Origin of the sequence: Moraxella nonliquefaciens (genome assembly GCF_001679005.1) — a bacterium.
Lineage (GTDB): Bacteria > Pseudomonadota > Gammaproteobacteria > Pseudomonadales > Moraxellaceae > Moraxella > Moraxella nonliquefaciens.
Map to the genome: position 1 here is coordinate 428832 of NZ_LXTW01000032.1, position 14236 is coordinate 443067.

Below are 14236 nucleotides of genomic sequence, written 5' to 3' on the forward strand. Positions count from 1 at the left end.
TATACATTTTTAGTGCCAACATTGATATGACCGACCTTTTTATATTACAAGAAGTACTGACCGATGACGTGCCATTTCGGGTGCATAATGTCAAAATAGATAAATTCATCTGTGAGCAGGATTTGCCACTCATGCTTTTGGCTCACCATGACCGCCTAAGCGATGAATTAAAGACCCAAAAGCCCTTGACCGAGTTTTTTGGGCGGATAAATGACAAGGTAACCACAGCACAGGCATGTGCCATTTTTGGGGTCAGCTCTGACAGCTTACGCCCTGCCACTCACATAAAAATTACAGGTACAACCGTCATCGTATGGGATGACTTCCCCCTTGCTCTACATTTGCAATTCACCAATACCGCCAAAGACAGCCAAATCACCGATGAGATTGACACTGTTCAAGCGGTTGCCAATGAGATTGACAACATCCTACTGTCAGGTAATGTCAATGTCTTGCACAAAAATACCTCAAAGACATTGATGAGCGTTGATTTGCACGATGATGAATTCATCATCACACCCAATGATGGTTACACACGTCTGCCCAACAGCCATGCCCTTGCCACCACCCAAATCCTAAACCACATCAGACACACCACCCCCCACATCATGGCATATCTAAGCCATGCTCTGCATGATAAAATCATGGGACACGTGCAAGAGCGATTTTAGAATTTTGGGTATAATTTTGGGTGTGTTGCCCCCAAAATCAGCCATAAAATGCTCTGTTTTGCATGGCTTGGTGCAAGGTTAAACTGTCCACATAACCCAGCTCCCCACCCATGGGAATGCCTTGTGCCAGGCGAGTAATATTTTCTACATGAGATTTTAGGACATCGTAAATAAAAAAGGCAGTGGTTTGACCTTCAATTGTCGCACCCATGGCAAGAATCAACTCACTGATGGCGGAGCTTTTGACCAAAGCCACAAGCTCATCCATGTGCAAATCATCCGCCCCAATACCATCTATGGGCGACAAATGACCGCCCAGCACAAAGTAACGCCCACGATATGCCCCACTTTGTTCAATCGCCATCACATCCGATGCACGTTCCACCACGCACAACTGACCATCATCACGGCGAACATCGGTACAAATGGCACAAACGTCATCATCGCTAAACGAATGGCAGATTTGACATTCTTTAATTTCATTCATGGCAACCTCCAAAGCATGGGCAAGTGCCAAACCTTGGGGGCGTTTTTTGGACAGAAGCTCTATCGCCATGCGTTGGGCAGACTTTTGTCCGACCGACGGTAGGATTTGTAGGATTTTGACCAACTGGTCAAATTTTGGGGTGAGCATCAACCAAACAGTCCTTGCATGCCCTTGGGCAGACCCATACCCGTGGTTGCACCTGCCATAATCTCTTCGTGTAACTCATCTGCTTGGCGTACCGCATCATTAATGGCAGCGGCAACCAAATCCTCAATCATATCAGGCTCATCACTCATCAGGCTTGGGTCAATAGACAGGCGTTTGACCACATGGCGACCTGTCATGGTTACTTTGACCAGTCCATTACCTGCTTGACCTTGAACCTCTTTTTGGGCAAGGGTTTTTTTGGCAGATTCAACATTTTGTTCAACCTGCTTTTGCATGGCTTGGGCTTGTTGCATGAGTGCTTGAATGTTCATCATAAACTCCAAAAATATAAAATAAAAAAGAACAAAAAAATGATAAAAAGCATTATAACAAAATTTTAACTTGATGGGAAATTGTTATATAATAAACCATCCATTTACCCATCTAGGAGACGGTCATGACAGTCCCATACTCTGATAACACCCCCCAACACAATCACGTCATCATCATCGGCGGTGGTCATGTCGGACTGTCCTTTGCCCTGCTTTTGGCTCATCAAGGCATTTATAGCACCCTGTTAGAGACGGTCAAATACCCAACCATCGCCCCCAACAAAGACCATGAACGCCGATCTTATCTGGACAGCAGAAACACCGCTTTATCCAGACGCAGCGTGCAGATTTATCACAAGATTGGACTGTGGGATGAGTTGGACAGCCATGCCTGTCGTATTGACAAAGTACTCATCAGTGAGCTTGGTAGTTTTGGGCGAGCAACACTTGATAAGCAATCAGAAAATGTGGAGAGTTTCGGTTTTGTCATGGAAAACGCATGGCTAGCACGAGTGCTGCTTCAAGCCGTCAAAGCAAGCCCTTTTGTGCGTCTATATGACCACACCAAAGTAGATGCCATTCATCAAGATAATGACATGGTTCATGTTAGTGCCATCGGTCAAGATGACAAAACAGGCAACACCAAAATCCATCTACATGCCCCACTGGTTGTGGCATGCGATGGTCAGCACTCGCCTACTCGTTCTATGCTGGGGGTAGGGGTGGACAGTCATGATTATGGACAGATGGGTATCGTTGGCGTGGTGCATACAGACACACCACATGAACATGTTGCCATTGAAAAATTTGGCCCTGCTGGACCTTTGGCGGTGTTGCCTTTGCTGGACAGCACAGATGGCAAATATCGTCGCTCGGTCGTCTTCATTTGCCCAAAAGGCGATGAACACGCCTATTTACATGATGATGCTCACTTTTTAGCAACGCTACAACAGGTGTTTGGCACGGATGCAGGACGCTTTTTACAAGCAGGCAGGCGTGGGGCATATCCTTTGAGCAAAGTACTGTCTCATCGGCAAGTCGTCGGTCGCTGTGTACTCATGGGTAACGCCGCCCATACACTACACCCTGTGGCAGGTCAAGGCTTTAACCTATGCTTGCGAGATGCTGACGCTTTGGCAAAGCTGTTAGGTGAGCACCTACAAGATGCCCAAAGTGGTAAATTTGGCATAACCACGCCTGACTTTGGCAATCAATCACGCCTGCAAAGCTATGAACAATCTCGCCAAACTGACCAAAAGCGAGTGATTAAATTCTGCGATACGGTTGTTGGTAGTTTTGGCAGTACCAACCCTATCATGAAAGTGGCTCGTAATGTTGGACTGATTGCCTTTGACAAAATCCCCTTTATCAAACCAATGGTTGCCAGCTATGCGATGGGACTAAAATCTTAATCGCCAGATACGTCATGATTTTATGACACGACTTGATTTTAAAGTTGATATTTTAGGGCATGTTTATCGTTTATCATGCTCTTTAAACTCTTTAAACTCTTTAAAATTCATCACATTGCTTTGTGATGCCCCTTTAAAAAATCACGCCTAACCCCATTTAGTACCCAACTGTGTTATAATTGACCGTTTTAATCACTTTAAGGCATGAGCGAGAACCCATGAGCGAACATTCCACTTCCCAATTAGCCGCCCTTATTCAGCTTGGCAAAGAGCAAGGCTATCTGACCTATGCTGAGATTAATGACCAGTTGCCTGAGTCCGTTACCGAAAGCGACCAGGTAGAGGACATCATCGCCATGCTAACGGACGTTGGCATCGCCATTTATGACGTCGCCCCTGATGAAGATGACATTATTTTAGCAAACTCAGGCAGTGATGATGACATGGCAGCCGATGAAGCAGCGGCGGTTCTTGCCAGTGTTGAGACAGAACCTGGACGTACCACCGACCCTGTGCGTATGTACATGCGTGAGATGGGGACGGTAGATTTGCTCTCTCGTGATGGTGAGATTAGCATTGCCAAACGCATAGAAGAGGGCACTCGTGAAGTTCAATATATCATGGCGTACTGGCCAGGTACGGTTAAATTTGTCCTAGATGAATATGCACAGGTACAAACAGGTGAGAAAAAAATCTCTGATGTGGTTACAGGCTTTTTATCACTGGATGATGGCGATATTGAAATCTTAGAAAATGACATAGAAATTAACTTAACAATCAGCGAATCCGATGATGACGATGATGATGAAGAAAATGATGACGGTAGCATAAACATAGATAATGACAACGATGACAGCGGTCTTGACCCAGAAGAGGTCAAAGCTCGCTTTGATGAAATCCAAAACCTATTTGACAACGCCAAAAAGATGCTTGAAAAACATGGGCGTAGCAGTGAAGAGGCCAAAGCCGCTTATGATGAACTTGCCACTCGGTTCATGCTCATCAAACTCAATAACCGTCTGTCCGACCAAATCATGGCACTCATGCGTCAGGCCTATGAAGATGTACGTACTACCGAACGCCAAATCATGCGATTGGTCATCCGCAAGGGCAAAATGCCCCTTGATGAATTCAAAAAAACCTTCCCCAGCAATGAGACGAACATTGACTGGCTTGCCCATCGCATTGATGGTAAGCCTGCTTTTGCAGATACCTTAAAGGCAGTCATGCCCGATGTTGTGGCACTACAAAAAAGAATCCTAGCTCACGAAGAAAACCTACAAATGAATATTCGTGACATGAAAGCGGTGGCTCGTCAAATGGCAATCGGAGAAGCCAAAGCTCGTCGTGCCAAAAAAGACATGGTTGAGGCCAACTTACGTCTGGTCATCTCCATCGCCAAAAAATACACCAACCGTGGCTTACAATTTCTTGACCTCATCCAAGAGGGCAATATTGGTCTGATGAAAGCGGTAGACAAATTTGAATATCGTCGTGGTTATAAATTCTCAACTTATGCCACATGGTGGATTCGTCAAGCCATCACCCGCTCTATCGCTGACCAAGCTCGTACCATTCGCATCCCTGTGCATATGATTGAGACAATTAACAAAATCAACCGAGTGTCTCGCCAACTGCTTCAAGAGATGGGACGTGAACCGACCCCAGAGGAGTTGGGTGAACGTTTGGATATGGATGAGGCCAAGGTGCGTAAGGTCTTAAAAATCGCCAAAGAACCAATCTCCATGGAAACACCCATTGGTGATGATGAAGACAGTCACCTAGGCGACTTCATCGAAGACAGTACCATTTCAAGTCCTGTTGAGAATGCCACTGCCGAGGGCTTGCGTGAGGCAACCCGAGAGGTACTAGATAACTTGACCGAACGTGAGGCCAAAGTGCTAAAAATGCGGTTTGGTATTGACATGGCCTCTGACCACACCTTAGAAGAGGTAGGTAAGCAATTTGATGTCACTCGTGAACGTATTCGCCAAATTGAGGCCAAAGCTCTGCGTAAATTACGCCACCCATCTCGCTCTGAACATTTACGTTCGTTTTTGGAAAATGACTGACTTATAACCACCCAAATAACCACCATCGTGTGGTTATTTTTATGCTTGAAAAAACCACCATCACCCTCATCTACCCCTAAACTCATTCTCCTTATCAAATCATGACAACCAAACTCACCAATTTAAACATAACCCCAACTGTGAATGCCAAACGCACAGAAATCCAAAACCCCGAATTGTGGCAGTTCCCCATGGATTACCCCATGAGTATTATCGGACATGAGGGGGAGCATGACAGTCTGCGTCATGAAGTTACGCTCATTTTGGCAGAGATTTTTCCTGATTTTGATGCCGCCAGCATGGTTGTCCGCCCATCTAAAACAGGACGATTTCACGCCCTTCGGGTCAATCTACACCTGACATCTGCCGATGAAGTCAATCGCTTATACACCGCCCTTGACAAAGCCAAAACGGTTAAGACCGCTGTTTGATACTTTACATGCCTTGACCTTTACATGCCTTGACCAAAGACCGCTTGCCAAAGTTGGTCTTTTTATAAACCCAAAAGACATCATCGGTCTTATTAAATGAATGTAGCACATTCATTTAATTTTGACTTTATTTCATTACTCCATGTCATCTGCCATCATGCACACCATACCCCCCAAGCCCCAAACCGCCCTACGCATTTTGCACACATCTGATTGGCACATTGGTAAACGCCTGTTCAACCACAGCCGATACGATGAATTTGAAGCCTTTTTGGATTGGCTACATATCGCCATTGACACTCATGATATAAATGCACTCATCGTGGCAGGCGATATTTTTGACACCGTTACACCCAGCAATAAAGCCCAAGAGTTGTATTATGAATTTTTAGCAAAAGTTGCCAAAAGCTGCTGCCAACACGTCATCATCACCGCAGGCAATCACGACAGTCCCACGTTTTTGGATGCTCCCAAGGTCATTTTAAAGACACTTAATGTTTGGGTCATCGGACAGGCTACCACTGACATCAATGATGAAATACTGCTACTAAAAGACAAATCACAAGATGGCTTAGATATCGTGCGTGCTATTATTCTTGCCGTGCCATATTTGCGTGATAAAGACGTCAGGACAGGCGGTAGTTTTGAGATGACAGGACAGCGAGACCACGAGACCGCCCAAGGCATTGCCAAACACTATCAAAATCTTAGCAGCCATGCCCTTATCCTACAAGATGAATATCAAGCCAACCCAAATCAGCCCCCCATCCCCATCATCGCCACAGGTCATCTGTTTTGTGCAGGAGCGAACATCTCATCAGATGATGATGGCATGCGAAAAGAGAGTTTTGTTGGCACGCTTGGGCAACTGCCTGCCAGTATCTTTGCCGATGAGATTAACTATGTTGCCCTAGGACACATTCACGCCCCACAAAAAGTTGCAGGACAAGACCGCATTCGCTACTGTGGTTCACCCATCGCCATGGGGTTTGGTGAGATTGGCAAGGATAAACAGGTGTTGATTGTTGATTTTGACCCTACCACAGCGAACATCCCCCACATTCATACCCTAAGCGTGCCTATTTTTACCAAAATGGTTAGATTACAAGGGGATACCGACACCATTAGGCACGCCTTAAACCCACTCATCGCCGAAAACCAAACCATCTATGCTGAGATTGTCTATGATGGGCAGACATTAGAGCCAAATTTTGCCAAAGACATCAAAGCCTTTTTGGCAAATACCAAGGTACTGCCTTTAAATATCCAAAACAACACCCAACGCAGGCACATCCTACAAAGTACTTATCATGGTGAAAACCTAAAACAGCTAACGACCATGGACGTATTTGACAGACTGCTAGATAGGCAAGTGGTCACAGATGAGGAAAAAAATGAGCTAAAAACCGCTTATCAACACATCATCCAGACCATTTACGAACAAGACGTAAAGGCAGAATAATATGACTTTATGGACTTAATTTTACCATTTTGTCTTAATTTATTTTACCCCAACTTATGCCATCCATCTTTTTAAATCATCATGAAAATACTTTCTTTATCATTTAGCAATCTTAACTCACTAAAAGGTAACTGGCACATTGATTTTACCGATGATGCTTTCATCAATGATGGGCTGTTCGTCATCACAGGGCAGACAGGGGCAGGCAAAACGACGATACTAGATGCCATCTGCCTTGCCATCTATGGACAAACGCCAAGAATTAAAATCAGTAACAACCAAAATGAACTCATGAGCATAGATAGGGGCGACTGCCACAGCGAGGTGGTGCTACTTATGAACGAAAAGATGAAAGATAAACTCTATCGGTTCAGCTTTGAACAGCGACGAGCAGGCAAAAACCCCAATGGCAAATTACAATCCATCAAACGCCAAATCAGCCTACTCACTGATTTAGACGATGAGGGTACCATCATCGAGACCAAAGCCAATGAGTGCGATAAAAAAGCCATAGAAATCATGCGCATGAACTTTGAGCAGTTTACCCGTTCGGTCATGCTTGCCCAAGGTAACTTCTGTGCCTTTTTAAAAGCCGACGTACACAAAAAAGGTGAGATTCTAGAACAAATTACCGGCACACACATCTACGCCAAAATCAGCCAAAAGGTCTTTGACGTACATAAACAAAAAAAGGAAGAGCTCCACCAGTTAAAGCAAAAATTAGGCGATATTGACATCATCAATGATGAGAATTTTTTTGCCTTAGAACAACGCATGAGTGATGATGACACTCGCATTAAAAGCACTCAAACAAGATTGCAACAAATAGACGCCATCATCAGCTGGTATCTGGACCATGAGCAAGCCCAAACACACATTGCTGGGCATCAAGCAGACATTGAGACCGCACAGGCATCCATCCTAGCCTTTGATAAGTCAGCCATTCGCTTACGTCTTGCCAATCTGGCTTATGAATTAATCCCCATCTATCAAGAAATGACACGTGAGAAGGAGATGCTGGCAAATACCCATACTGCTCTGGCTCATCTACAAAACACCCTACCCATCTTAGAACAAGAACAACAGACCCAACAAGCACAAAAGAACAGTCATCATCAAATCCTAAATGCCCACAAGGCACAGTATGAACACGCTCTATCTTTGTTCAAACAAGTACGGACATTAGACAATATCATCGCTCAAAATAAGTTAGCCCTAGACACAATAAACCACACCATCACAAAAGAAAAGGCGATGATGGCAGATGTCAAACAGACGATATCACAACTACAAAACCAGAGAAGCATTCATAAAACCTCACTACATGCCATCAACGAACGCCATCAGAATATGGCACATTATCCTAACATTAAGCAAGATTTGGGCATGCTGTCGGGTCATGAACGCGAACTTAATACCGCTTTGGCACAGCTTCATCAGCACACACAAAAACTACACAACCAAAACCATAAACTTCACCAAAAAAATCAAGAGATTAACCACAAACGAGATGAACTTCGAATTCAAAAAAAGCACTTAACTCAATGCGAGCATAACCATCAAATTTTGATTGGTCAAATCAGTCAATTATTACAAACATCAATTAAGACATCTGACATTAATGATGACAATTTGGCACATTGTGGCATACATTTTCAAAAAAAGATTCATCATATTAAAGAGCTGTTGCGACTGGTTGATACTCTTAGCCAACATCAGCACACTTGTGAGAATTTATACAAAAAAATCCATGAATCAAATACTCACCTGCATGATAACGCCAAACAAGAACAAAACACCCTATCCATCATTAACGCCCTAAATGAACAAATCGCACAAGAACAAAATACCCTATCCACCCTACAACAACACCATGACACCCAACAAGAGCTCATCATTTTAAAAAAACATCATGCCAATCTCATAGAAAATGAACCTTGTCCCCTGTGTGGTTCATTAACGCACCCTTATACCCCCAATCATCCCTTTGTTTATGATATTGATGACAGCATCAAAACCGCCATCGCTCACACCACACAAAAAATACAAACATATAAAGAAGACTTACATACACAAAAAGAAACACTTGCCAATATTAATAGCACAAAACTTTACCATACCGAAAAACAACAAGCATTCATATCACAAAAAGATGAAATCACCGCTCATATAAATCATAATTATCAAATCATCATCGCACAAGACATCATACAATACGCTCATCATCAACTACCCAAGACATTAGATAAACATGAGCCCGAGCAAATAAATAAAACCATTGACACATTAAATCATCTCATCCATCAAAAATTATCCCAATTAACTGATAATTATGATGAATATGATAAGTTACAACACAATTTTATCCAAAAAAATCAAGAAATCATCAATTTACGCCAAGCACTTGATATCATCACCCAAGATGGCAAAGCCCTAAAAGAACACATTGAAATGATTGCAGAACAAATAGAAGAGACCGAATCTGCCATCAGCCATGACAAACAACGCATTCATAAACTTATAAATGCCATCCATACAAAATTAATGCCTTATCAAAAAATAATTTCTATTGATATGGATAATATGGATAATATGGATAATAATATGGATGATAATATCCTACATGATAATAACAAATCATTACCGACGGTTATTTGTGAATATATTAACAAGCTAACCCAAATCAGCCAACATCATGATAATTACCATACTCAAAAACAGCAATTAGAATCTAAACTAGAACACATTCAAATACATCTAAATAATGAAGCCAAGCAGCTAAAAAACCATCAAAGCAAGATTGATGAGTTATCACAAGAAAAAACATCTTTAATCCAACACCATGACAGCCATACATCCAAACGTAAATCTCTGTTCGGCACAGATAATGTTGATGACAAAGAAACCATGCTACGCCAAGCGATGGATGAAAGCGAGCAAGCATTTCACGAAAGCCAAGAGAGTCATCAGCAATCCTGGCAAGCCTTATTAAATCTTAATGAAAAAATCAGTCATCATCAAAGTCATATTAGCACACTAAATAAGCACATTAAAGAATTACAAAATAACTTTAATAAGTTACTATTAGATAAAGGATTTAAAGATACTGATGAATTTTTATCGGCATGTATGAATAATGATGAACGCTTAATATTGCAACAGACCCAACAAAACTTGCATTATACATTAAAGCAAGCCCATGATAATCTTAATTATTGGCAACATAAGCTGGATGATATCATAAGCACCAAACCCGATGATAAAGATTTGGCAGACATTTTAAAGGACATATGTCAGCATAATGAACCAAATGATAGATTAAATCATATGACATTATGCAAATTAAAACAACACAAAGAACAATTACAAAGCCATCATTATGAACAACTAACCACCTTTGGTGAACAAAGACAGGCATATATAAATGCCAAAAATGACAGAGAAAAACACGCCTCTTTGGTGGATTTAATCAATCAAAAACAGCAAGATTTGGTTGTATGGGCAAAGTTAGATGAACTCATCGGTTCTAGTGAGGGCAATAAATACCGCAACTTTGTGCAAGGTCTGACTTTGGAGCTTATGTTGCACCATGCCAATGACATTCTTAGCAAAATGAACAGTCGCTATGTACTAACACATGGCGATGATAAGGTGAATAAAAACCCATTAGAGATTAATGTCATTGATACCGCTTTGGGCAGTGAGATACGTAGCACCAAAAACCTATCAGGAGGCGAGAATTTTATTGTGTCATTGGCATTGGCATTGGGTTTATCACACATGAGTAGTGAGAATGTCAGTATTAATTCATTGTTTTTGGATGAAGGATTTGGCACACTAGATGATGAGGTATTAGACATCGCTTTGTCAGTATTATCATCATTAAAAGACACAGGCAAGATGATCGGCATCATCTCACATGTTCAGTCATTAAAAGAACGCATATCAACCCAAATCCATGTCAAAAAAATTGCCAATGGCGATAGCATCTTATTAGGTTTGGGGACAAGTTTGGTTTGAGATTATTTTATCAATGCTTTTTATTATTAAATATATTAAAATATACATTTCAAATATCTATAAAGTGAAATCATGTTTTTTATACATTTACCAAATCTATCCCAAAATGACATCAAAGTAATTTTAATAAAATATTGCCAAAATATTACCATTATGTTAGTATGAAAAAATCCACATTTTCATTAGGAGCATGTGCCATGGCAACCGCCCCAAAAAAGCAGTCTACCACTAAATTTCGCGATGAGTTCTCCGACACACTTTCTCGCTTAGAAGAATTGGTAGAACACGCAAGCGATGATGACTTAGCTCAAATTGGTGCTCGCTTGGCAGAATACCTACCCACCACTAACGTTGCCCATCAGCTTGGCAATGAAATCAATGCCAGAAAATCCAAAGATACCGAGCTTGCCTCCAACTGGCGTGAAGGGGGTTATCCATATAAACATCGCATGAGTCGCAAGAACTACGAATCCCAAAAGTACAAATTACAAATTGAACTTCTAAAACTACAACACCATGTCAAACAGACAGGACAAAAAATTGTCATACTCTTTGAGGGGCGTGATGCTGCTGGTAAAGGTGGTACAATCAAACGCTTCATGGAGCATCTAAATCCTCGTGGTGCTAGGGTTGTTGCCTTGGAAAAACCAACCGAGACCGAACGTGGTCAATGGTATTTTCAGCGTTATGTGCAGACCTTGCCTACCTCAGGTGAGATGGTATTGTATGACCGCTCATGGTATAACCGTGCTGTGGTTGAACGTGTCATGGGTTTTTGCACTGATGCTGAATATCACATTTTTATGGAGCAAGTGCCTGCCTTTGAAAAACACTTAACCCAATCTGGCATTACACTCATCAAATTTTGGTTCTCAGTTAGCCGTGAGGAACAAAAAGTACGTTTCTCTCGCCGTGAACATGACCCTCTAAAACAGTGGAAACTCTCACCTGTGGATAAAGCGTCGCTGGACAAATGGGATGACTATACCATCGCCAAAGAAGCGATGTTCTTTGAGACTGATACAAGCGAATCGCCATGGATTGTCATCAAATCTGATTGTAAAAAACGTGCCAGATTAAACGCCATGCGTTATGTCTTGAATAAGCTAGATTATGCCGATAAGGACGACTTGCAGATTGGCAACATTGACCCTCTCATCGTAGGACGTGCAGGGGCATTATATGAGACTGACGAACATAAGAATATAAGTAAACGACCCATTAAAAAATAAGCAATTTTTAAGGGTAACTCCCCCACTATTTGAGATGGTTTTATGTTCCATGCTAAATTAGAGATTTTTATGGTGTGCTTGACATGAATTTACCCAATGAACTGCTTACTCTTGGCACAAGTTTTTTACAAAAAGCCAATCAATTCTTAGATGAACGCATCACCAAAACCATCACCTTAGACCCTGATGTGCTTGCTTATCGCTGGGTTGGTGGTCAGCGTGGTACACTCACTCCCATTGATGTTCATCTTAGCATCACTTTGGACGATTTGCATGGCATTGATACCCAAAAGGACAAAATCATCCAAAACACTCGCCAGTTTTTGGCGAATCTGCCTGCCAACCATGTTCTTATGACTGGCACTCGTGGGGCAGGCAAATCAAGTCTTGTGCGTGCCTTATTGCATGCCTATCATCAAGACGGTCTGCGAGTGATAGAGGTTGCTCGTGATGATTTGCATACGCTTGACAAAATCCGCCACGCCATCATAGAAAATGATAATCACTGCCGTTATATCATCTACTGTGATGATTTGGCATTTAATGGCAGTGATGAGAATTATCGTACCCTAAAAAGCATGCTAGATGGCGCTTTGGACAGTGAACAAGACCGCTTACTCATCTATGCTACCAGTAACCGCCGTCATCTACTACCTCAACTGATGAAAGACAACGTCAGCATTTACAACGGTCAAACCAATGAAGTCAATCCCTATGAGACCATCGATGAGACCGTCTCACTCTCAGACCGCTTTGGATTGTGGATATCGTTCTTACCCATGAATCAAGAGACTTATTTGGACATCGTGGCGTATTATTTGACACAGGCGGACATGGCATTTGATGAGATGGTACGTGGCGAAGCACTAACATGGGCAAGTACTCGTGGCGGTCGGTCTGGACGTGTGGCACATCAGTTTAGCAGGCACTGGATAGGGGCAAGGCTGTTAGAGCGTGATGCTTTAAACAGCAATGTTTATCCTCAATCTTTGTATTAATCAATCTTTGTATTAATAAAAAAGGCGTATCATCACGCCTTTTGTGCCATCAGATACATTATCATATGGCATTCATCTTGGTCATCGCCATCAGCTCTTTGATGTCATAAGTACCCTCATCAATCAAATCAACACCACAAGAGAGCTTCTCAATCCAATCTAGGAATTCATCAAAGATGGCACGCCCTTCTAGTCGTTTGCCATGCTGTGGCACCATCATCTCCACAGGCAGCTGACGCACGCTGCCCGCCCACAGACGACAGGCTTTGTTGCTTGCCATGTAGCGTTGATGAAAGCCTAACATACTGCCAATGTGAGTTTGAAAATTTTCCACTTTAATGCCAGAATTCCCCACCAATGACGCTCCCATATCACCTGAGAATAAAATCTGACTGACAGGGTCATAAAACTGAATATTACCCACCGAGTGCAAAAAGTGAGCAGGAATTGCCATGATTTGAGTATCGCCCAATGTATATACCCCACCCCCATCAGGGATGCCTTCTAGACGCTCCGAGAGTCCATGGTGCAATCGTCCTTTGGTAAAGGCAGAATTATAATGGGGCAAAAATCGCTCCCACAGAGTCGGAATGAGTAGTTTGGTGTTTTGTAAATGAATAAGCCAACGAGGCATGGACGCCAAAATGTCAGGGTCTTGGTGTGAACCGATGACATACTTAATGTTATCCATGCTGGTAAATTTGGTAATTTGTAAGGTCAAAGGCGTAAAGGTCAAATCCCCACCCGGGTCAATAATCGCCGCCTCTTTACCATCGATGATTAAGAACTGGTTGGATGGCACACTTTCATCTTCTGCAGGCATACTAAACGCAATACATTTGTGATGACCATCGTTATATAAAACATGAGATTCCATAAATGCTCCCCCAAGCAAACAAAATGACTTTAAAATCATTATACGCTGATTTGCCCAAAATACCAAATTTTTTTGTTAAAAAATACCCAAATCCA

11 protein-coding genes are annotated in these 14236 nt (G+C 42.3%); 8 read left to right on the top strand and 3 right to left on the bottom strand.

Annotated elements, in window-relative coordinates; translation table 11 throughout:
• Positions 1–26 precede the first annotated feature (26 nt).
• Complete coding sequence (locus A7456_RS08945; protein WP_082995520.1) at positions 27–671, top strand: hypothetical protein; 645 nt, start codon at positions 27–29, stop codon at positions 669–671.
• Between the two features lie 37 nt (positions 672–708).
• Here A7456_RS08945 and recR read toward each other — a convergent pair whose 3' ends face one another.
• Together recR and A7456_RS08955 are read right to left on the bottom strand one after the other, a co-directional pair.
• Entirely contained in the window at positions 709–1305 is a 597-nt protein-coding gene (gene recR, locus A7456_RS08950) for a recombination mediator RecR (protein WP_067009713.1), read from the bottom strand.
• On the bottom strand, positions 1305–1637 hold the full coding sequence (locus A7456_RS08955; RefSeq protein ID WP_066887920.1) for a YbaB/EbfC family nucleoid-associated protein: 333 nt from the start codon (positions 1635–1637) through the stop codon (positions 1305–1307). Before A7456_RS08955 ends, recR begins: the two co-directional genes overlap by 1 nt.
• A 125-nt stretch (positions 1638–1762) precedes the next feature.
• On the opposite strand from A7456_RS08955, the gene A7456_RS08960 reads away from it, so the two are divergent.
• The 7 genes from A7456_RS08960 to A7456_RS08990 all read left to right on the top strand — a co-directional run bounded on the left by A7456_RS08960 (position 1763) and on the right by A7456_RS08990 (position 13264).
• Positions 1763–3049: an FAD-dependent monooxygenase gene (locus tag A7456_RS08960; protein ID WP_067009716.1), complete on the top strand. Its 1287-nt coding sequence runs from the start codon at positions 1763–1765 to the stop codon at positions 3047–3049.
• A 218-nt stretch (positions 3050–3267) separates the two neighbouring features.
• On the top strand, positions 3268–5121 hold the full coding sequence (rpoD, locus tag A7456_RS08965) for an RNA polymerase sigma factor RpoD (RefSeq protein ID WP_067009720.1): 1854 nt from the start codon (positions 3268–3270) through the stop codon (positions 5119–5121).
• 101 nt (positions 5122–5222) lie between these two features.
• Positions 5223–5552, top strand: a complete 330-nt coding sequence (locus A7456_RS08970; RefSeq protein WP_066887926.1) for a YbeD family protein — start codon at positions 5223–5225, stop codon at positions 5550–5552.
• 157 nt (positions 5553–5709) lie between these two features.
• Positions 5710–7014: an exonuclease SbcCD subunit D C-terminal domain-containing protein gene (locus A7456_RS08975; protein WP_158512515.1), complete on the top strand. Its 1305-nt coding sequence runs from the start codon at positions 5710–5712 to the stop codon at positions 7012–7014.
• A gap of 81 nt (positions 7015–7095) precedes the next feature.
• Positions 7096–11034 carry an AAA family ATPase gene (locus tag A7456_RS08980; RefSeq protein WP_067009726.1) on the top strand — a complete coding sequence of 1313 codons (3939 nt, stop codon included), beginning with the start codon at positions 7096–7098 and terminating at the stop codon, positions 11032–11034.
• Between the two features lie 161 nt (positions 11035–11195).
• Positions 11196–12266: a polyphosphate kinase 2 gene (gene ppk2 / locus A7456_RS08985; protein ID WP_082995522.1), complete on the top strand. Its 1071-nt coding sequence runs from the start codon at positions 11196–11198 to the stop codon at positions 12264–12266.
• A gap of 83 nt (positions 12267–12349) precedes the next feature.
• Positions 12350–13264 (top strand): ATP-binding protein, encoded by a 915-nt coding sequence (locus A7456_RS08990; RefSeq protein ID WP_066891214.1) that lies wholly within the window; start codon positions 12350–12352, stop codon positions 13262–13264.
• 61 nt (positions 13265–13325) lie between these two features.
• Here the strand turns inward: A7456_RS08990 and A7456_RS08995 are convergent, their stop codons facing one another.
• On the bottom strand, positions 13326–14141 hold the full coding sequence (locus A7456_RS08995) for an oxygen-binding di-iron domain-containing protein (protein WP_067010003.1): 816 nt from the start codon (positions 14139–14141) through the stop codon (positions 13326–13328).
• Positions 14142–14236 lie beyond the last annotated feature (95 nt).

What these genes read in the sequence shown, in the direction of transcription:
- A7456_RS08945 (WP_082995520.1), top strand. Translation starts at nt 27, where the DNA reads ATGACCGACCTTTTTATATTACAAGAAGTACTGACCGATGACGTGCCA.
- recR (WP_067009713.1), bottom strand. Translation starts at nt 1,305, where the DNA reads ATGCTCACCCCAAAATTTGACCAGTTGGTCAAAATCCTACAAATCCTA.
- A7456_RS08955 (WP_066887920.1), bottom strand. Translation starts at nt 1,637, where the DNA reads ATGAACATTCAAGCACTCATGCAACAAGCCCAAGCCATGCAAAAGCAG.
- A7456_RS08960 (WP_067009716.1), top strand. Translation starts at nt 1,763, where the DNA reads ATGACAGTCCCATACTCTGATAACACCCCCCAACACAATCACGTCATC.
- rpoD (WP_067009720.1), top strand. Translation starts at nt 3,268, where the DNA reads ATGAGCGAACATTCCACTTCCCAATTAGCCGCCCTTATTCAGCTTGGC.
- A7456_RS08970 (WP_066887926.1), top strand. Translation starts at nt 5,223, where the DNA reads ATGACAACCAAACTCACCAATTTAAACATAACCCCAACTGTGAATGCC.
- A7456_RS08975 (WP_158512515.1), top strand. Translation starts at nt 5,710, where the DNA reads ATGCACACCATACCCCCCAAGCCCCAAACCGCCCTACGCATTTTGCAC.
- A7456_RS08980 (WP_067009726.1), top strand. Translation starts at nt 7,096, where the DNA reads ATGAAAATACTTTCTTTATCATTTAGCAATCTTAACTCACTAAAAGGT.
- ppk2 (WP_082995522.1), top strand. Translation starts at nt 11,196, where the DNA reads ATGAAAAAATCCACATTTTCATTAGGAGCATGTGCCATGGCAACCGCC.
- A7456_RS08990 (WP_066891214.1), top strand. Translation starts at nt 12,350, where the DNA reads ATGAATTTACCCAATGAACTGCTTACTCTTGGCACAAGTTTTTTACAA.
- A7456_RS08995 (WP_067010003.1), bottom strand. Translation starts at nt 14,141, where the DNA reads ATGGAATCTCATGTTTTATATAACGATGGTCATCACAAATGTATTGCG.